This window comes from Paenibacillus sp. JNUCC32 (assembly GCF_014863545.1).
Lineage (GTDB): Bacteria > Bacillota > Bacilli > Paenibacillales > Paenibacillaceae > Paenibacillus_AQ > Paenibacillus_AQ lautus_A.
The window spans coordinates 2611242-2631440 of record NZ_CP062260.1 but is presented as its reverse complement, the minus strand read 5'-3'; the positions used below and the strand labels follow the sequence as shown (position 1 = coordinate 2631440).

18 protein-coding genes are annotated in these 20199 nt (G+C 48.8%); 16 read left to right on the top strand and 2 right to left on the bottom strand.

What is annotated here, in order from left to right; genetic code table 11:
- The first annotated feature begins 166 nt into the window (after positions 1-166).
- The 5 genes from JNUCC32_RS11650 to JNUCC32_RS11630 all read left to right on the top strand — a co-directional run bounded on the left by JNUCC32_RS11650 (position 167) and on the right by JNUCC32_RS11630 (position 5387).
- Complete coding sequence (locus tag JNUCC32_RS11650; RefSeq protein WP_192572658.1) at positions 167-682, top strand: DUF3189 family protein; 516 nt, start codon at positions 167-169, stop codon at positions 680-682.
- 476 nt (positions 683-1158) lie between these two features.
- Complete coding sequence (locus JNUCC32_RS11645) at positions 1159-2754, top strand: spore germination protein (RefSeq protein WP_192572129.1); 1596 nt, start codon at positions 1159-1161, stop codon at positions 2752-2754.
- A gap of 36 nt (positions 2755-2790) precedes the next feature.
- Positions 2791-3996, top strand: a complete 1206-nt coding sequence (locus JNUCC32_RS11640; protein ID WP_192572128.1) for a Ger(x)C family spore germination protein — start codon at positions 2791-2793, stop codon at positions 3994-3996.
- A 9-nt stretch (positions 3997-4005) separates the two neighbouring features.
- Positions 4006-4245 (top strand): hypothetical protein, encoded by a 240-nt coding sequence (locus tag JNUCC32_RS11635; RefSeq protein WP_192572127.1) that lies wholly within the window; start codon positions 4006-4008, stop codon positions 4243-4245.
- A 17-nt stretch (positions 4246-4262) separates the two neighbouring features.
- Positions 4263-5387 carry a GerAB/ArcD/ProY family transporter gene (locus JNUCC32_RS11630; RefSeq protein WP_192572126.1) on the top strand — a complete coding sequence of 375 codons (1125 nt, stop codon included), beginning with the start codon at positions 4263-4265 and terminating at the stop codon, positions 5385-5387.
- Between the two features lie 181 nt (positions 5388-5568).
- Here JNUCC32_RS11630 and JNUCC32_RS11625 read toward each other — a convergent pair whose 3' ends face one another.
- Positions 5569-5976, bottom strand: coding sequence for a hypothetical protein (locus JNUCC32_RS11625; RefSeq protein WP_192572125.1), 408 nt, complete (start codon positions 5974-5976; stop codon positions 5569-5571).
- Between the two features lie 338 nt (positions 5977-6314).
- Between JNUCC32_RS11625 and JNUCC32_RS31705 the strand changes: the two genes are divergently transcribed.
- The gene (locus JNUCC32_RS31705) at positions 6315-6440 is read left to right on the top strand and encodes a hypothetical protein (protein WP_267132970.1); all 126 of its coding nucleotides are present in this window, start codon (positions 6315-6317) and stop codon (positions 6438-6440) included.
- The gene (locus JNUCC32_RS11620) at positions 6427-6651 is read left to right on the top strand and encodes a dihydrofolate reductase family protein (RefSeq protein WP_228468941.1); all 225 of its coding nucleotides are present in this window, start codon (positions 6427-6429) and stop codon (positions 6649-6651) included. Before JNUCC32_RS31705 ends, JNUCC32_RS11620 begins: the two co-directional genes overlap by 14 nt.
- A gap of 82 nt (positions 6652-6733) precedes the next feature.
- Here the strand turns inward: JNUCC32_RS11620 and JNUCC32_RS11615 are convergent, their stop codons facing one another.
- Positions 6734-7540: a phytanoyl-CoA dioxygenase family protein gene (locus tag JNUCC32_RS11615; protein WP_192572124.1), complete on the bottom strand. Its 807-nt coding sequence runs from the start codon at positions 7538-7540 to the stop codon at positions 6734-6736.
- A gap of 134 nt (positions 7541-7674) precedes the next feature.
- Here JNUCC32_RS11615 and JNUCC32_RS11610 point away from each other — a divergent pair, with 134 nt between their 5' ends.
- The 9 genes from JNUCC32_RS11610 (at position 7675) to JNUCC32_RS11570 (ending at position 20135) form a co-directional block, all read left to right on the top strand.
- On the top strand, positions 7675-8481 hold the full coding sequence (locus JNUCC32_RS11610; RefSeq protein WP_192572123.1) for a helix-turn-helix domain-containing protein: 807 nt from the start codon (positions 7675-7677) through the stop codon (positions 8479-8481).
- 605 nt (positions 8482-9086) lie between these two features.
- The gene (locus JNUCC32_RS11605; RefSeq protein ID WP_192572122.1) at positions 9087-12326 is read left to right on the top strand and encodes a PQQ-binding-like beta-propeller repeat protein; all 3240 of its coding nucleotides are present in this window, start codon (positions 9087-9089) and stop codon (positions 12324-12326) included.
- Positions 12327-12756: 430 nt separating this feature from the next.
- Positions 12757-13716, top strand: coding sequence for an ABC transporter permease (locus JNUCC32_RS11600; RefSeq protein ID WP_192572121.1), 960 nt, complete (start codon positions 12757-12759; stop codon positions 13714-13716).
- A gap of 37 nt (positions 13717-13753) precedes the next feature.
- A complete protein-coding gene (locus JNUCC32_RS11595) occupies positions 13754-14650 on the top strand; it encodes a carbohydrate ABC transporter permease (protein WP_192572120.1) in 897 nt (298 codons plus the stop codon).
- Between the two features lie 65 nt (positions 14651-14715).
- Positions 14716-16308, top strand: coding sequence for an ABC transporter substrate-binding protein (locus JNUCC32_RS11590; protein WP_192572119.1), 1593 nt, complete (start codon positions 14716-14718; stop codon positions 16306-16308).
- Between the two features lie 118 nt (positions 16309-16426).
- Positions 16427-17554 (top strand): GntR family transcriptional regulator, encoded by a 1128-nt coding sequence (locus JNUCC32_RS11585; RefSeq protein WP_009590558.1) that lies wholly within the window; start codon positions 16427-16429, stop codon positions 17552-17554.
- 262 nt (positions 17555-17816) lie between these two features.
- The gene (locus JNUCC32_RS11580; RefSeq protein WP_192572118.1) at positions 17817-18782 is read left to right on the top strand and encodes an AAA family ATPase; all 966 of its coding nucleotides are present in this window, start codon (positions 17817-17819) and stop codon (positions 18780-18782) included.
- A gap of 15 nt (positions 18783-18797) precedes the next feature.
- Entirely contained in the window at positions 18798-19436 is a 639-nt protein-coding gene (locus JNUCC32_RS11575) for an RNA ligase family protein (RefSeq protein WP_192572117.1), read from the top strand.
- A gap of 237 nt (positions 19437-19673) precedes the next feature.
- Positions 19674-20135 (top strand): hypothetical protein, encoded by a 462-nt coding sequence (locus JNUCC32_RS11570; protein ID WP_192572116.1) that lies wholly within the window; start codon positions 19674-19676, stop codon positions 20133-20135.
- Positions 20136-20199: the final 64 nt, after the last annotated feature.

The following is a 20199-nucleotide window of genomic DNA, read 5'->3' as shown; positions in this document are numbered from 1 at the left end:
ATTTCATATTATGATCAATAATGAAGGAGCCCTGAATAATCAGGGCTTTTTTTATTATTTTCGAAACATGCTGAATCTAGCAAACTGGATATGTAATTTTGGAGGAATGAGATATAGATTAACGGGAATAATAAGCTCATTACATAATGAAGGCAGGGTACATGAAATGATATTTATTTATAATGATTACGGTGGAACCCACACAACCTCACTGGCGGCCGCGTATCATCTAAATAAACTACCTACGAATCGGCAGCTCACAACCGAAGAAATTCTGGCGGTGGACTATTTCAATAAACTAAATAGGTCCGACATGGGCAAACTCATATTTCACGGGTTGGATGAGAACGGGAATCCGGTGTACACCCTTGGAAGGGGCTCATCCAAGGTTGTCATTCCAGCTCTAGAAAATTTGAGTCTGATCCTTCAAGACAAATATCAGAACGCGGAGCCTATTGTGTTTTCCAACACTTCACCTACCGTTCCATTGATCATGACGATCGGGGGATTTTTGTCCAGAGGATTAAAATTAGGTTTTGTCGGCGATCCTTTATTGGTCGCGGGTTCGAAGCAATGCTGCGCCAATATCCGTGAACTTGTACTACATACAAAACAAACCGCTGCCGCGAGGTCCGGAACGGAGTCTGTTATTGTTATTGAGAACCAAAATTATTCCGCATAGCTATTCGAAGTCTGTGCTGTGAAGATAATCCGGGATTCAACAGGTTTATCTTTTTTTTTTAGCCAAGTATGCCACAACGTATTCTGGTATAATCTAGGAGTCTGTCGGGTGATTGTTCGTGCAAGTGTTCTAATGACTGTTGTCACCCCCATGATTGTCATCATTTTCTATGGATTGACTAAACTGATTCAATATATTGATCACAAGTTGTATAAAGAGCTGAAGCGTATGATGAAATAGCGCGACGAAGAAAAGGATGATATCCCAGTCCATCGACTTTCTGGATGTCATCTTTTTTTTGCCTAAATAACAAAATTAATCGATTTTTCGGTTAGCTGCGTTTTCCTGCGGGAGTGGAGGTAATCGAAAATTCTCTTGGCCTGTACGGGTACACAGCAATATTCGTTTGAAAGTTTACAGCTTGTTTTCTTCGGTAATAATGTGGGAATAGCATCTGTGAGAGGAAGGATGTTCCTATGCGGTATCGAAGAAGAAGCGGCCATCACATCAAAAACAACACCAAAGATACCCGACCGGCTAACACATCGACTAAAGATCCCGATGCTTTAAGCCCGGATATAAAAAGCAATCTAAACCATATCAGAGCAGCCCTCGGAAACAGTACCGATATCGTGATCAGGGAAATTCCGCTGGATGACAAGGAGATACATTATATCGCTATACTCTATACCGATGGTTTGTCCGACCAGAAGATCATTTCGGAATCCATCATGATGGTCGTAGCTGATATTGCAAAATCCCGGGTTAGGGATGATTCGGATCATTTTGAGGCATTCGAAGGGCAAAAGATATTAGAACAAATTTCCCTCGTCAATAACGAGATTCAGTCTATAACCGATTATAAAAAGTTGTTCCATTCCTTATTGTCGGGAGACACCATTTTTCTGGTAGATGGATTGGATCGAGGTATCGCAGCAGGCACACGGGGATGGAAGGACCGCGGGGTCATGGAAACGTCGGCGGAAAATGTCGTCCGCGGCCCGCGCGAGTCCTTTTCGGAGGCACTGCGTACGAATACGGCCTTGATTCGCCGAAAGATCAAGGATCCGAATCTTTGGATGGAAACGAAGCAGATCGGCCGAGTAACGCAAACCGATGTCGCGATGATGTACATCAAAGGCATTGCTAACGAGAAAATCGTCGGAGAAGTCCGCACCCGGCTTGGACGAATCGATGTAGACAGCATTTTGGAGAGCGGATATATCGAGGAACTGGTCCAGGATAAGACCTTAACTCCTTTTCCCACCGTATATAATACCGAACGTCCCGATGTGGTCGCAGCCGAGCTGCTTGAAGGCAAAGTCGCTATTATCGTGGATGGCACTCCATTTGTGCTGATCGTTCCGGCCCTATTTGTTTCCTTCTTGCATGCTGCGGAAGATTACTATCAGCGCGCGGATATCAGTTCATTCCTGCGGGTGCTTCGCTACCTGAGCATATTCATTTCGTTGCTTGGGCCTTCCCTCTATGTAGCCATAACCACCTTTCATCACGAAATGCTGCCGACCCGGCTCCTGTTCGGGCTGGCTGGACAACGTGAGCAGATCCCGTTTCCCGCCTTCGTTGAGGCCGTCCTCATGGAGGTCACTTTCGAGATTCTGCGGGAGGCTGGCGTGCGGCTGCCCAAAAATATCGGGTCGGCGATTTCCATCGTAGGAACGTTGGTCATAGGTCAAGCCGCCGTCGAAGCGGGGATCATCTCACCGGCCATGGTCATCGTGGTTGCGATAACGGCCATTTCCAGCTTTGTCGTTCCATCTTTCAACATGTCCATTGCTTTTCGGATGCTCCGATTTCCGTTGATGGCGCTTGCCGGATCTTTTGGCCTGTTCGGCATATTAGTCGGGATCATCGCCCTAATTCTGCATTTGTGCAGCCTCCGCTCGTTTGGAGTTCCGTATATGTCGCCTTTAGCGCCGCTAATTCCGGATGGGCAAAAAGACACGCTCTTACGGCTGCCACATTGGATGATGTCGACTCGCCCCCGTTTGATAAATCAGTATAACGTAAAGCGCAGCAACAGCAAACCTCCCCAGAAATCGCGGGAATAGCTAATTTTCATACAAGCGGGAAAGCGAGTGAATTGAATGAAACGGATATTGACCTTGCTTATCCTACATATCGTCATCACGCTTCTTCTGAGCGGTTGCTGGAACCGGAGGGAATTGAACGAGCTGGCCGTAGCGGTGGCCGCAGGGGTTGACTGGGTAGACGGCCGCTACCGTTTATCGGTCCAAGTCGCTATTCCCGGGCAGATCACAGCCAAAAGGAGCGGAAGTCCCCAAGCGCCTGCTACGCTGTTTACGGCTGAAGGCGACACCATATTTGAAGCGGCGCGAAGGATTACTCAGATCAGCCCGCGAAAAATATATTTTTCCCATTTACGGATGTTTCTGATGGATGAGGCGATGGCAAGGGAAGGGATAGCCAAAGTACTTGACTTGTTATCGAGGGATCACGAATTCAGACCCGATTTCTACCTGGTTGTTACCAAAGGAGCAACAGTGGAGGAAACCTTGAAAATCATGACGTCCATGGAAACGATTCCTGCCAATAAACTTTACGATTCCCTGCAAATCTCGGAGAAGGTTTGGTCACCCAGCATGGCTGTGACACTGGATCAATTGATAAGTGATATTACCAGCAGCGGAAAACACCCCGTGCTTACAGGACTGGTGATAACAGGGAATCGGGATTTTGGAAAAACGAGGAAAAACGTAGAAAATATCGATACACCGAGCCAATTGAAATATTCGGGGCTTGCCGTTTTCAAATTTGACAAGCTGATCGGATGGTTAAACGAGAAGGATAGCAGGGGGTATCGACTCATAAGGGGGCACGTGAAAAGCTCCGTAGCGTTTATTCCCTGCCGGAACGATGGAAAGGTTGTCGTGGAGACGCTGAGAACCGATTCCAAGATGAAAGGAAGATTCGTCGAATCCCGTCCAGAAATGGATATCATGATTCGTTTGGAGGGAAATATTGGTGCTGTGGAGTGCAGCGGATTGGATCTGACGCAGCCAGCAACCGTGAGGGATCTCGAAGTCGAAATGGAAGAAAACATAACCCAAAGCTTGGAGTCCGTTATCAATAAAGTGCAGGATGAGTTTAAAGTGGACATATTCGGCTTCGGGGAGGCTTTTCGCCGTTCGCATCCGAAAGCGTGGAAGGCAATGGAGGAAGAGTGGAACGACCGGTATTTTCCAAACCTCGAGACTCATATTCATGTGGATTACAAAATCCGGCGAACCGGAACAACCAATGATTCTTTTCTAAATGATCTAAAGGAATGAGGCGAATTGATGCTGAATATCGCGATTATTGCAATTTCAGCCACCATCCTAACCTGGCTTGAGCTGCCGAGGATGCTCCGGGAAAAAGAACAAAGGGAAATTTGGGGGTTCACGGCATTTATGATTATAGGCATTGGAATAAGCGTGGTCCAAACGGTCATGAACGATATTCCAACTCCTATGGTTATGTTAACGATCGTATTCAAGCCGTTCAGTGATTGGCTCTCTGCTATCGGTTTGATCCAATAAGAAAAGGAGCAGGAAAGATGCCCGTTGTCAAAATATCATTGCGCCAGGTCAGCATTTTAACTGCCATGTATACGATCGGGAGCGCTATCCTTATCGTTCCTTCGGGTACGGCTAACATTGCTAAGCAAGATGCATGGATTGCCGCTTTGGTCGGGATCGGTCTAGGATTCATGATCTTGGCGCTGCAGTTGCAATTGTCCAAAAAGTATCCGGAAACGAATTTGATGCAATTATCCGAGAAACTTTTAGGGAAATGGATCGGCAAAACGGTAAACTTTCTGTTATTAACTACATTGCTCCTAAGTGGTCCCGCTTGGGTGTTACACGAAATTAGCGACTTCATGACCATACAAATGCTGCCCGAAACCCCGATTCAGGCGATCATTTTCCTCTTCGGGGCCCTTGTTGTCCTGGGGGTGCGTTTGGGGCTCGAAGTGCTGGCCAGATCAGCGGAGATACTGTTTCCATGGTTTCTTCTTCTGTTTCTGTCCATGAGCATTTTATTATTCTCGGAGATTAAATGGGAGAATGCACTTCCCATTTTCGAATCGGGTGCCAAGCCTATCTTCCCTGCCGCAATCTCTTTCGTTAGTACTGCGTTTTTGCCGCACGTCGTGTTGATGATCATCTACCCGGGGGCCGTTAACCGCCCGGCGGAGGCATACAAAGCCGTATATATCGGTAGCCTAATCGGTGCGGGGGTGCTTTTTACGATTATTGGATTAGCGATTTTGGTCTTGGGCCCGGACATTACGGCACGAAATATGTACCCCAGTTATATGTTGGCCAAAAAAATCAATATCGGTAATTTTCTTCAGCGTATTGAAGCAGTCATGGCGGTGATGTGGTTTATCACTTTATTTTTCCGAATCTCTTTGTACTTTTACGCCATTGCGATCGGCGTCAGTCAGATATTTAAAATCAAAAATTATCAGCCGCTGGTCGTGCCGCTAGGCTGGATACTTGCGGCAGTTTCCGTCTTCATATATCCCAATGTTCCATTCAAGTTGGAATGGGACTCAAAGACCTGGATTCCATATACGATCACCATCGGGTTTATATTCCCACTGCTATTGTTTGTCATGCATGGACTCCGGAAATGGCTGTTCAAAAAAAATAAAAAGTCCTCGAAATCCGCTTGAACGGTTGGAGGACAAAGTGGTTTGTTTGATAATCCATTGTAAACCTGATTGAAATGGAAATAGTTTGGCTTGCGCGATCCGTCTACTTGTAGACGGTTTTTTATGTTGAACCGGCAGGAAAGGGTAGATTTTCTCTTGCGCACTAATATATGAAGCCACTCAGACTTCATAAAAGAACGCTTTATGCTAAATCCTTAGGCTTATCACCGATTAAACCCAACAAAAACATTTGAGAATAAGCGTAACCTTTATAAGCCTTGGATAAACACGAAGGAATCGTAAGATCCAGATCCATATAGGTAGTCAAGATCAATTGAGTGAACTCCTTCTGGTTCGTCAAGGAATACTCCTGCAATTGTTTGGCGAATTCCTTGCTGACATGTTCTCTTCCTCCAAGCGCTTGCTGTAATTGGTAACCTGCCAAGTATAACTCGGCAGCTGTATCTTCATCTGTTCCTCGATGCTCAGCTACATAATTGCCGATCCAGTCGCGAACAAGAGTTGAAGGGTCTGTGTTATTCTCCTTCGCAATCTCTTGAAAGCTCTCCTTGAGGTCTTTGGATAGACGGATGTGCAGATTGGTATCCATGGGCAAAACCTCCTTAACGTAGTGAATCTATTGTACACATAATATATACACGTTGTCAACACGTTATTAACACGATATCAGAACGCGCGAAAACACCGGAAAAGCTCCGGTGATAACCGATAGAGGGAGCAACGCCGATCCATTGCTTGAAATGACGGTTGAAGCAGATAACGTGATAGCCAGAGACAAAAACATATACACACTAGAAACCGCGACTATCGCGTTTTTGTTTTATTTGTTTTTAATGATGTGGAAATCAGCAATTAAGAAGAAATCATGGATAGTTGAGTACGATAAAATCAGTGTGCATGCTCAATATGTGAATCGAGGAGGACTTAATGATGGGTAGAATCATTCTGACTATGCAGACTACGATGGACGGCATTGTATCAAATGAAGATCAATGGATGACATTAAATGAGGAAATCTTTGAAGATTATTTAAATCGAAATGCTCAAAAATAGAGAAGGGAATATCTCTGTAGAGAGTGGAGTAAGAACGTGGCAATTATTTATCCAACATGATTTATTTGATGATCTGTGGTTATTTATACATCCGGTAATCGTTTCACAGGGGGAACGGTTGTTTGCGCTTGCAAATAAACGATTCACTATGAACCTTACCAGCAGTAAAACCTATAGCAACGGTGTACTTGGACTGTACTACAGTAAATAGGGCATTGCTATGAGAAGAGGTCTTCTATTCGAGGAAACCAGTGCGGCCAGCGTCTCTAAGATGTACGCTGGCCGCCTTTATATCAATGGGGATAAGCCGTATCGAATTCGATGCCGCACGGACCGCCATTCGGATTGACGTCAAGGTTGATCTCCGTGCCGTCTTCCCGGAACAAAGGCCGATAAAATGCACCGATTTTGGTAGCCGACGCGTTGGCGTAATGGCAGATGAAAGCGCGGCGGAACCGGTTGGATTTGTTGCGGTAGGAGCCGTGGATCAGGTTGCCGTTAAAGAACAGGACGTCCCCTTTGTCCATGATCGCGGGGAGGACCTTTCTATCCTTGGGCGGCTTCACGAAATGAGTGGTAAACGACTCGTTCGAATCGGCTTCCTCCGGGCATACCAGGTCATAATCACTTGTTTTCGGAACGACGAGCAAACCGCCGTTCTCTTCATCGGCCGCGTCGATTGCGGTCCATGCGGCAATGCAATTGCCCGGCTCCACCTGCAGGTAGAAGTTGTCCTGATGCAGCGCTTGGCCGCGGGAGCCTGGAGGTTTGTAATAGAACATGCTTTGGGCGGCGAGCGCCGCTTCCCCGTACAAATCGGCCAATACCTGCATGACCGGTTTATGCAGCATGTATTTCTTCGCGGTTGCATGAAAGCGGTGCGGATGCATAACGCGGGGATAACGTTTGAGCGGTTCAACGGTTTCATCGTCCAGCACAGGCTCAAAGTGGCCGGGTACGGTCTTGTGGCTGATCTCCTCAAACGTTGCTTCGATCTCCGACAGCTCCTCCTCGCGGAAGAGACCTTTTACAATCAAGTATCCCTCCGTTTCGAATTTGTGCAGCTGTTCTTCCGTCAATACGTGTAACCTCTCTCTCATAGCAATACCCTCCCGCAAATTAATGGTTTTCCTGTTGACAATAGAATAAGGTCTGCTTATCTTGAGAGGAAGTATGATTTCTGCTTAATATTACCGGGATTCTGCTATTCGGGGTTCAGAGGAGGAGAGATCGCTTGAGAACGCCGTCTGATAGGCATGCCATATCCTTAGAAAGCACCGGAACCATATTCGGCGATCATTTCGAGCAAGACGATTCTTATCGCCTGCGCCGTCCTAACGGAATGCAGGACTGGCTGCTTGTTTACACGCTGCAGGGTGAGGGCTATTTCCGCACGCCTGCCGGGGAGAAACGCTGCGGATCCGGGCAGCTCGGCCTGCTGCGCGCCAACATCGCCCACGAATACGGGACCGTGCAGGGGACGCATTGGAACTTTCTGTGGATCCATTATCCCGGGCTTCCGGAAAACGGGATGCTGCCGAACGAGGAGTTTCTGGTCGAAACCTTGCCCGATGAACGTGTCCGAGGCCGTGTCGAGCTGGCCTTTCGTAATGTGCTGCAAGATTCGCTGGACCGGTTAGAACTGTGGGAAGCTCTGTGCGAGAACGCCCTGCGTGAGATTTTGCTTCTGCTTGCACAGCGGACGAACAAGAGGCTAGATCCCAGAGTCGAGCAAACGCTTGGGTTGTTATCCCGTTCGTTAAAAGAAAACGTCAAAATTGATGCCTTATCCCGTGAGATCGGAATTTCGGGATCCAGGCTGGCGCACTTGTTCAAACAGCAAACGGGATCCACGATTTTGGAGCATCTGAACCAGATGAGGGTTCGCCATGCCGCTTTATTGATGAGCCATTCGGGCCGTACGGCGAATGAAGCCGCTCATGACGTAGGGTTTAACAGTTACAATCATTTTGCCGATCAGTTTCGCAAGCAGTTCGGGGTTTCGCCGAGGCAGTACCGCCAGGCATGCAGGCAGCCATGAATGTGCCGGGTTTACATTCGATGCCTGAATGAAGACGGTGCAGATATATCAGAGTAACATACGAAATGACAGGAGGACTGCTGAAGGGCAGTCTTTTATTTTTCTATTCCCGCATTTGAGATATCATCGGTACCTCAGCCATTTCGCTATGATCCCAATTGTAGAATTTCATAAAGAGCTTGATAAAATTGAGCAAGATACCATCCGTATGACGTTACCTTGCTGCCTATGCGGGGCCGCCTATGATGCGGCTTTTTAGTCGTTTAATCTTAACTTTGTGACAGAATCGAGCTTGGTTAACTGCTAGAAATAACAACTTTTCTGCTGTGATGCTTCTGCTTCTTTTGAAATATCCACATTGTCGAATAAAGGGACAAGAGGAATATGGCATGATCGTTATGGATTGACACCATCCCGGTATTTTCCTAATATACGGCCAGACGGTTCCGCTAGTCTTCCATATTCCACCAGAGCGGTTGCGTCTAATCATGACCAAAGGAGGTTCAGATTACTAAAAAACAGAGGCTGAATGCCTGCCGGATTCGTTCATAGCTATTGGAGCGGTCTTTCGGGATAGTCAACACCGAAATCTAAGGAGGTCATTTATGAGATTTGCAAAAAGCGGCAAGTACCAGGTCTTTATGCTGGCATTGTGTTTGTTATTGGTTTGTTCGGGTGGCGGTCTCACGGCTGCTTCCGGGGAGAGCAGGCTTGCTCAGAAAACATACGGAACACCGGAGGAAATTCTCGTTCCAAACAACTATACGGTTGCCGTGTTCAACGGTACGGCAGGGAAGGAAGAAGGCCGCAACGTTCTTTATGCGACCAGTAAAGGAAAGCCGGGGCATCTTAACGTGATCGATCTGGAGGATTATAAACTGCTTCGCAGCATTCCGATCGGCCCCTCCGAAAGCTCCTGGGCACATACCACGGCACCGGACGGGACCTTGTTCCTTGCGGCCGACGGCGGCGGAGCCAGGCTGTGGAGCTACTCTCCCGTTACTCACGTGCCAGAGCAGGTAGCCCAATTCGACGGTCAGTCGGTGCCGAACAGCATTACCACGGATGAACAAGGGCGCGTGTATGTCGGAACCTATCCCGGCGGCAAAGTGTACCAATACGACCCGGCTACGAAGCAAACCAAAGATTACGGCCGCGTCATCGGCGTGCTCGACCAGGAATATGTGCGCTCCATTGCTTACCAGGGCGGCAATATATATGCCGGCACCGCGCATAAGCAGATCGTGCGCGTGAATTTAGCGACCGGTGAGAAAACAAATATCGCGGCTTCCCTGCCGGTTAAGGAAGACACCGTGTATGACCTGAGCACGATTGATAACCGTTATTTGTTTGCCCGATATACGGACGGAAGCGGCATTCCTGGAGAGGCGTTTATCTACGATACACAGACGGAAAGCTGGCTGGATGTTGTGCTGGAGAACGTAACGGGGCTGCACGCGACGGACTCGCTTGACGGAAAACTGTATTACATGTCCGACAAGAAATTGAAAACGTTTAATCTTGCTACGCATGAGGTCGAATTGACCGGCATGGAGTACAACAGCGGATTTCGGGGAGTAGATTGGGTGGAATTTCCCAATAATCCGGAATACCCGGGCAAAAATCTGGTGACCGTCCGTTATGACGGCGGTGTTACGATCATGAACATCGAAACCAAGCAGGTGCACCTGATGCCGCCGGTCATCCCGGGTCTGCCAGGCGTTGTCAACCGGTTGAAAAGCGTATCGGACACTCAATTGATCACCACCGGCTCGCAGGCCCGTTCCTCGCTCGTCGATCTGACCAATAACACCGCGACGCCGTTCAGCATCGGCCAAGCGGATAGCGTTCATGCCGTAGGCAATAAAGTCTATATGGGCGTGTACCCGGAAGGCGGACTGTACGAGTTCGATTTATCGACGGAGCCTGGATTGAACAATCCGAAGAGACTGGCCGTTCTGGGCAACGATCAGGAGAGGCTGGTTGATATCTCCAGTTCCAAAGGCAAGCTCTACATTTCGACGATTTCCGGTTACGGCACTTTGGGCGGCTCGTTGACCGTTTATGATACCGCCACCGGAGAAATCAACGTTCATCGCAACGTCGTCCAGAATCAGAGCGTGCTCAGCACGACGGTTCATGACGGCAAGGTGTTCGGTTCCACCACAATTCGGGGCGGACTGGGCTCCGAGCCGACGGAAGCGGAAGCGAAGATTTTTGTTTGGGATGAAGAGACGCAGCAAAAAATCACCGAGTTTCCGCTCCGGGTTCCGGGGCTGGATAAACCGATATTCATCGGAGATCTTTCGGCCGGTCCGGACGGCTTGATCTGGGGAGCATCCTATGAGTATATTTTTGCGATCGACCCCGATACGTATGAAGTCGTGAAGAGCAAAAAAGTGTATCCAAGCTTGAATTTCAGCCAATGGGCGCATCACCCGCTCCGCTGGTCGGAGGATGGTCTGCTTTACGTGCTGTTCAACAACAAATTGACGGTCATTGACCCTGAAACGCTGGAGCATCGGACATTGGCCGACACCTCCAGATTCGATTTACATGTGGATGGGAATCTCTATTTCACAGACATGCAGACCAATACGATTCTGTATCGGATGGAGGTTGACGGAGAAGTCGTGGAAGAACCGCCGCATACGGCTGTTCCCGTCACCAATCCTGGTTTCGAAGAGGAAATGAAGGGATGGAGTCAATTATTCGCTCCAGGCAACGGTTATCGCTATGATCTCAGCACGGAACGCAGTTTCACGGGAGCGCACAGTCTGAAGATTACGGACACGCTGAGAACGGCATCCGTTGCCGTCCAAAGTGATGCGATTCCCGTCGTCCCGGGAGAGGAATATACGGCAGGCATGAATCTCTATATTGAATCGGGCCAGCCGGGCTTTATGTTCCGATTCTTTGACAGCAATAACGCCACGATTTCCACACTGGAAACCCATTTGGATGAATCGCGATTGGCCCAATGGCAGAAAGTGACGCTCAGAGGGAAGGCTCCGGCTAATGCAGCTTATGCGAAACTGATTGCGGTAACTTCCAGATACAATGTGGCAACGGCCTATTATGACGATTTCTTTGTAACCGTAAAAGACAGCGTTCCGCCCGTCTCGACGGTTAGCTTATCGCCTTCTCCCAACGAGAACGGCTGGGTGAATGCTGATGTGTCCTTGTCCATTTCTTCCGACCGCGCCTACTCTATTGCATATGCTGCGGAAGGCGCGCAGCCGATAGAGAAGACCACGGTAAAAGGGAGTACGGCTCAGCTTCAAATCACTGAGGAAGGCGTCACGACGGTTACCTATTCCGCCACCAACTTCTCAGGCGTATCTGAGGCACCTGGAACGCTGAACGTGCAGATCGACAAGACGGCTCCCGTCGTTGAATTCACCGGTGAGCGTACGTACACGGTAACCGACTCCGTATACGTTTCGTGCAGTGCCGTCGACAGTCTGTCAGGGTTAGCTGACAATCCTTGTTCTCTTCCGCTGCTCGAACGTCCTGCCTATTCCTTTGAACCGGGCTCCCATGAAATATCCGTAACGGCAGTCGATCTGGCCGGAAATAAAACGGAATCCGTCTTTCGTTTTGAGGTTGCCGTGACCTATGACAGCTTGATCGGGCTGGTAGAGCGTTTCGCAGGAAGCGATCAGGGAATCGCACAATCGCTGTCTACGAAGCTGCAAGGCGCCAAAGAGGCGGAGGATCGAGGCAACGACTCCGCTAAGCAAGGCAAGCTGAACGCTTTTACCAACCAAGTCAGGGCGCAATCCGGCAATAAATTGACGGATGAACAGGCGGATGTGCTTGCAAAGCTGGCAGCATATCTATAAGCAGACTTAGAGCAAGGTAATGAATATCGACCATGCGTTTCTAAACGCTCGTTTATTTAATAGAAACAGCCGCGTAAACCACGCGGCTGTTTCTTTTTTTCGGAACTGATACCGGCCCTCCCTTGCGAGGATCGTTCGACAATCTACGGTACACAAGAAGATGTTAATAAGGCTGCAACCGTCGAAATTTGTCATAACAATTCCGCGTATATACAACTAAAGTAGCAATTATTCGATGTCATATTGACTGGAAAATAAAACCTCACTAAAATGTGTTATAACAAATTATGAATTACATAACAAATGTTAGTACAAGTAAATAGAAGGGAGGTGTCATATTACTGTACCAAGCAGATATTGCTGATGATCTCGCACAGCTCAGACTTCTGCTACACGCTATTCGATTAGATAAAGGAGGTCATGATTAAGCATGGACGCCCGATTAAACCCGGCATCCCCACAGCCCGCTCCCAAACCCACCAGGTGGACGCATGTTAAGAGGCAGCTAAAGCGAAATATCGGGCTGTATATCATCATTTCCCCGGCTGTGCTTTACTTTTTGATCTGGCATTATTGGCCGATGTACGGCGTACAAATCGCTTTCAAGGATTTTATGCCCGGGCTTGGCATCTGGAACAGTCCTTGGGTCGGGTTCGAACATTTCGAGCGGCTGTTTGACGCCTATTATTTTTGGACGATTCTGAAAAATACGATCGGGATCAGCTTATACGGACTGCTGGTCGGCATTCCCGCACCGATCCTGCTGGCGCTATTGTTCAACGAGATTCGGAATCGCAAATTCCGCTCATTCGCTCAAAGCATTTCTTATGCTCCTCACTTTATTTCGGTCGTCGTTGCAGTCGGTATCCTGTTTTTTTTCATTTCACCTACGAATGGCGTCTTTAACTCCATCCTAGTCTCCTTGGGGAAGGAACCGGTCGATTATTTGGCAGAGCCGTCTAAATTCTGGCATCTCTATGTCTGGTCGGGCGTATGGCAGGGAGTTGGCTGGTCTTCGCTCATCTACAGCGCAGCCATCTCGGGCATCTCGCCGGACCTGTACGAGGCGGCATATATGGACGGGGCCAGCAAATTTCGCCGAATTTGGCATATTACGATTCCCGGCATCGTCCCGACGATCGTCATCCTGTCTATCTTGAGTGCCGGCGGCATCATGAGTGTCGGCTTCGAGAAAATCCTATTGATGCAAAACGCGATGAACCTGGAAACCTCCGAGGTAATCTCCACTTACATGTACAAGAGCGGACTCCTTAACACTCAGTACAGCTTTTCGGCGGCAGTCGGCCTGTTCAACAATGTGATCAATTTTATCATCCTGATCATCGTTAATGCGGTTGCGCGCAAGGCGGGGGAGACCAGCCTATGGTAAAGGCCGTCGATGCAGGAACAGGGAGGGAACCTAAGAAGTGCTGCTGAACATTAAGCGAACGCCAGGAGAAAAACTGGCCGATATCATAATATTAGTGCTGGCGATTCTCGTGACCATCGTCATTTTGTACCCGCTCATTTTTGTTTTGTTTGCGTCATTCTCCGATCCGCGCCAAATATGGGACAAGCCGCTGCTGCTCTTTCCGGCAGGCTTCAACCTGGACAGCTATGCCAAAGTATTCGAGAACAGCGAAATATGGAGCGGGTATGCCAATACGCTGCTTTATGCTTTCGTGGGTACCGCGATCAATATCATGATGACGGTATTCGGTGCGTACCCGTTATCCAGAAAACGCTTTTATGGCAAGGGACTATTCACGCTGCTGTTTGCTTTTACGATGTTCTTCAGCGGCGGGCTGATTCCGCTGTACTTGGTGAACAAGGAGCTTGGATTACTGAATACGATGTGGGCATTGGTGCTGCCCGGTGCGATCAGCGCCTACAACATGATTATTATGAGAACCTATTTTCAGACCCGAATTCCGGTAGAGCTTGAAGAGAGCGCATACGTCGACGGCTGCAACGATTACCATATGCTGTTCCGAATCGTGCTGCCTTTGTCCATGCCGATCATTGCCGTGATGATTCTGTTCTATGGAGTGGGCCACTGGAACTCGTATTTTGACGCCATGATTTATTTGACGGACCGGGAGAAATTCCCGCTGCAGCTGATATTAAGAGAAATCCTGGTACAGAACGACTTTAAGGAAATGGCCGGAATTTCGGTCGGCGCCGAATACGCGGATCAGATGATGGTTAAGGAAGGCCTGAAATATGCAATCGTCGTATTATCCGCGCTGCCGCTGCTGCTATTGTATCCGCTGCTGTCGCGATTCTTTGAGAAAGGCATCATGGTGGGAGCTATCAAAGGGTAAGCCGATATAGGAGCGGTCAATTACCGCTCGGAACTCATAATCATGAAAAGAGGGGATATGGATTTATGAGAAAAGGAATGAATCTTCTGCTTGCTTTCATGTTGACATGCTCGTTGACGCTTTCCGCCTGCGGCGGATCAGGGGGAAAGGCGGAGCCGGAACCAGCCGGAACGGACGGAGACCCCGGGAACATCAAGCTAAGGATCGTCAAACGCGGATATACCGATGTGCATCCACCAGCCGATCAATTATGGATGTGGCAAAAATACGAGGAGATGTCCGGAATCGAGGTTGAGTTTGAGGAGCTGGCCGGTTCCGCCGTAACCGAGAGGAAAAATGTCATGCTCGGCTCCAACGACCTGCCGGATGCGTTCTACCGTATTGCCTTCGGCACCGACGAGCTGATGAAATACGGCAAGCAGGGCTTGTTTGTTCCGCTCGAGGACTTGATTGAACAGCATGCGCCGAATTTAAATAAGCTGCTCAAGGACAACCCGGATATCAGAGGAGCGATTACGATGTCGGACGGACATATATACGCTCTTCCATACGTTGATTTTTCGAAAGCGTTCAATTCCGTTCGCCTGTATATCAATAAGGATTGGCTGGATGAAGCGGGGCTTGAAGTGCCCAAGACGACCGAGGAGTTCCGCCTAGCGCTCATGAAGGTTCGGGAGAAGGACAGTTCCCGCCTCGGCTGGGTGCTTGAATCGCAGTACTGGACCTTCCTGGAGAGCTTTCTGGCCGGCAGCTTCGGCATGGGCGAAGGCGGCGCCAAGGCTTTCGGGCAGTATCTCTATAAGGACGCTGACGGACAAGTCAAGACGACGTTCAACGATCCGAAATACAGGGAGCTCTTGCGTTATATGAGCGATCTGTACAAGGACGGCTCGTTGGCTCAGCAGAATTTCACGACCGGCTACGATTATGCCAAATGGTCTACGGACGGCTCCAACAATTTGATCGGCTCGTTTGTATGGGAAGGGCCGGGATATATCGGAAAGGACGCGGCCGAAAATTATGTGGGCATCCATGCCCTGGAAGGTCCGAACGGCGATAGAGTCGCGGGGGTGCTGGGACCGCCGGCCAAAGGGATCTTCGGTTTCGTGATTACCAACAAAAACAAGTATCCGGTCGAAACCATCAAGTGGATCGATTATTTCTACGGTGAAGAAGGGATTAACTTCGCTACCTTTGGATTGGAAGGAGAAACTTACGAACTGGTGGACGGCAAACCGAAATACAAGGACGAAATATTGAATTACAAGGGTGGCGTGCAGCTGGGTGCCTTCCAATATGTTGATAATGTGTATGGCGCTTATTATCCTTATGTTGAGCCTGACGACGATCTGCGGATGGCGGCTCGCGGGACGACGGTCGCTGACGAGATCAAAGCGGATCCTGCCGAGCTGGATGAGCTGGCGCCCAAAGAGCTTTGGCCGGATTTTGTTCCCACGGATGACGAAGCCAACCAAACCAGCGCGATTCTGACCGACATCAATAAATATATGGAGGAGATGCGGGTCAAATTTGTTACGGGTAAAGCGAGTCTGGACACGGATTGGGATAACTACGTTAAGACCTTGGACAAAATGGGGGCCCAGCGTTACCTGGAAATCAAGAGGGCGCAGTATGAACGCTATACGAATGTGAAGTAACCATGACGGGATGCAGGCTGATCGATCGGGGCGGTTTACATGCCAATGATGCAAACGCTATAATTTTAGTTGGACTAGATCAAACCGGAAAATAGATAAAGATGGGATGAGAACCAAGTTGACCAAAGACAATAAACCGCTGTACCGCGTGATGATGGACGAGCTAAAATCGAAAATTTCATCCGGCCTGTACCCTTCCGAGGCCCAGCTTCCTACCGAGGCCGAGCTGAGTACGGCCTTCGGCGTGAGCCGCATTACAACAAGAAGAGCGCTCGAGGAGCTGGAGCGGGACGGGTTCATCTACCGCGTCAAAGGAAGCGGAAGCTTTGTCAAACCCCGGCAGCGGGGTCAGGAGCAGCGATCGGTTGGAACGGAAAAAATGATATCGCTGATCCTGCCTTCCGAAGACGACCGCGGCACGATGGGGTATATTCGCGGCGCTTCGGACTGGCTGAACGCGAACGGCTACTATTTAAGCATTCATCAAAGCGATTATGACTCCCAGAAGGAGCGCGATCTGCTGGAGATGCTGACCCGAAAGGGCATTGCGGCCATTATATTGTACCCTCGGAACGATCATACGAACTACGATATCCTGCATCGGCTGTGCCTTGAAGATTATCCGATCGTGACCATCGATAAATACTTTGACAGCCTCCCGCTCGGGGCGGTCGTTTCGGATAATTGGAGCGGCTCTTATCAAGCCGTATCCCGATTGATTGAGCTTGGACACAGAAAAATTGCGTTTTTGACCGCGGTCAGCATTGAATCCACTTCGTCGGTGCGCGACCGGTATTTCGGATACTGCCAAGCGCTGAAGGACCACGGGCTTCCCCTCGACAGCCGTTATATCAGGCTGAACATGAAGGGTTACCGGGAGAAGGTCGGCGTGGAGCAATTTTATAACGAGCTGCTGGACTCGTACAAGACGGAGGGGGTGACGGCCGTTCAGACGGAAAATGATCTGATCGCCGCCAACCTGCTAAACCTCTGTTTGGAGAGGGGGATCCGCATTCCGGACGATATCTCGATCATTGGCTTTGATAATAATCCGGTCACGGAGCATGTGATGATCCCTCTCACTACCGTCGAGCAGAACTTTTACGAGATCGGCCGCCAAGCGGCCGAGCATGTCGTAAACTGGCTGGAGAGAGGGAAACCGACACCGGGCAGGGCGCTGATTCCCGTCAAGCTGGTGGAGCGGGACACGACCGCTCCTGCTCCGAAAGCGAGATCGGGCAAGTAGATACGACATAAAGGCCGATTGTCTGCGGATGCTTTTTCTGCGGGCAATCGGCTTTTTTGTTCGGTATGTAAAAGTTGAATATACATATTCTTTGCTTACTCAAGCAAAGTGCAAGCGTGGTACATTATTTGGAGGGAAGAAATTCGATTGGCGATGTCCATCAAAGAGAATGATTCGAAAGAATATAACGCTCAGCCCCTCCGAACAGGTAAACCATGACACTGACACCATGCTAAGCTAGTCGCGAAAGGAGGTGAATTTCATGAGTACGATTCATATGCTGGTCGGGATACCCGGCAGCGGAAAAAGCTATTATGCCAAACAATTGTGCAAAAGCGAGCGGGCCGTGCTGGTTGCGACGGACGCGATACGCGAAAAATTGTTTGGCAGCGAATCCAAACAGAAAAATACGTATATGGTATTTGACGAGGCTTTCGCCGAAATCGAACAGGCGCTGAAGTCGGATCGAAACGTCGTATTCGACGCAACGAATGTCAGCCGGGAACGAAGACAGAAATTTCTGAAACGGTTTGGCGATCGACGGGTGGAGTGCCATATCTGCACGACTCCTTATGAAGTGGCCCTGGATAGGGTCATGAGACGAAAACGCCGGCTTGATGAGAAGATCATGACCAAGTATGCCAAGAATCTTGAATTCCCGGTCATGGGGGAAGGGTTTGTCGATCTGCATCTCGTTCATGAGGCGGGTGAAACTCAGCTGGCAAGAGAGGATTTGGAACAGCTGCTAACGCGCAGGCCGGATCACGATGAGTTGTTCGGTTACTTATCGCAATCCCCCTATTTTCAAACGATGCTGGGATTTGATCAAGAGAATCCGTTCCATTCGAGAACGTTGTCGGAGCATACGTTTGCCGTGCTGGAATACATCCAAAATTGCTATGAAGGCGAAGGCGATCATCTGCTGGCTATGCAATTAGCGGCTCTGTTCCATGACGCGGGCAAACCGTTTTGCAAAGTATGGAAGCAGGCTCGAGGATACTATTCCTATTATGGGCATGAGCATGTATCGGCCATCATGGCATGTCATGCCTTGAAAGACCTTGGGTATGAGGATGAATTTGTGCTTCATGTCGTCCAACTTGTCAGTTTCCATATGGAAATATTGCACGGAGGCGATGCCGGCGCATCCAAGATTTATCATTTGTTAGGCGAGGATTTGCTGGCTCAGCTGTATTTCTTCGCAGAGGCCGATACGTTCGGCAAGTAAGAGAGGTGAACAACGATGAAAATGAAATATCCCAGAACGATGCATCTGCCCTGGTCCAGAGGTTACACCGACGACGATAAGATTTTGCGGAATACCGACCATTTTAAGGGGCAGGAGGTCGTCATTACCGAGAAAATGGATGGGGAGAACACCACCATGTACCCCGATTTCATCCACGCCAGATCCCTGGACAGCAAGGATCATCCTTCCCGTCATTATGTCAAGACGCTGCATGGGGGCATCAAGTATTTGATTCCGGAGGGATATCGTCTCTGCGGGGAAAACGTCTATGCCAAACATTCGCTTTCGTATTCGGCGCTGCCGTCCTACTTCATGCTGTTCTCCGTGTGGAATCAGTTGAATGTGTGCCTGTCATGGGATGATACGGAGGAATGGGCGGATCGTCTGGGGCTGGTTACGGTTCCTGTCTTGTACCGGGGCATCTGGGACGAGGATGCTGCCAAGGCTTGTTATACGAAGCGATCTTGCTGCGGCGGTGAACAGGAAGGTTATGTGGTCAGGCTGGCTTCCGCATTTGCATATGACGATTTTAAGCATAGCGCTGCCAAGTACGTCCGCAAGAATCATGTTCAAACCGACGAGCATTGGCTGAGCAAACCGATGGAAGCGAATCATTTGGCTGCAGGAGATTAGAACGGTAAGTAAGTTTTTTATTATTTTTTAGAATATGAGGTGTTGATCATGTAGTTTCTAGATGCTTTATAATAAAATGATGTGGATACATAGCACTGATATGAGCTGCCGCTAAAATCGGGGCTTTTTTTATTGGGTTATTGCACATCAGGTTACCACATTTTGTGAGTCCAGGTATAATGAACATATGCATTAAGGTGATTACAGAACCAACCTTATTCGATGATAGGAGATCACATGAACAATAACAGGATGTTTAGCGTTTCAGCCCCGTCTGGCATTAAATTAATGGTTTCCATGCTGCTCTTAATCGTTATTCTTCTTGGAAATATCATGTTGGAACAGGGAGAAAGGGACTTCTTTTATTATGCCTGCATTGCGTGGTTAGTTTTTTGTTCCATCGTATTCATCATCTCCTTCTACAGAACCTGCCTGATGAAACCAGGCGTGATGAAAATGCATCAAGAAGGAATCATGATAAACGGAAAAGAAATGAACGCAGATTCCGTGGCATGTTTACTGATCAACCAGGACAGAAAACCGGTGATCGGAATCAAGCCGAAAGGGCGTAGAATCGTGCCTTTGAAGCTATGTTTTCAGTTCGTGGAGGATCAGACTGAAGGGATCGAGCAGCTTGAACTATGGGCACAAGCAAGTCATGTGAAAATTACCAAAGGTTTTTTTATGAGATGGTTGTAGGGGAGTCTGAGTTCACAAGAAAGCAATCCAAAAGAAATGTCCCGTAGATGGGTCAGCTATCATA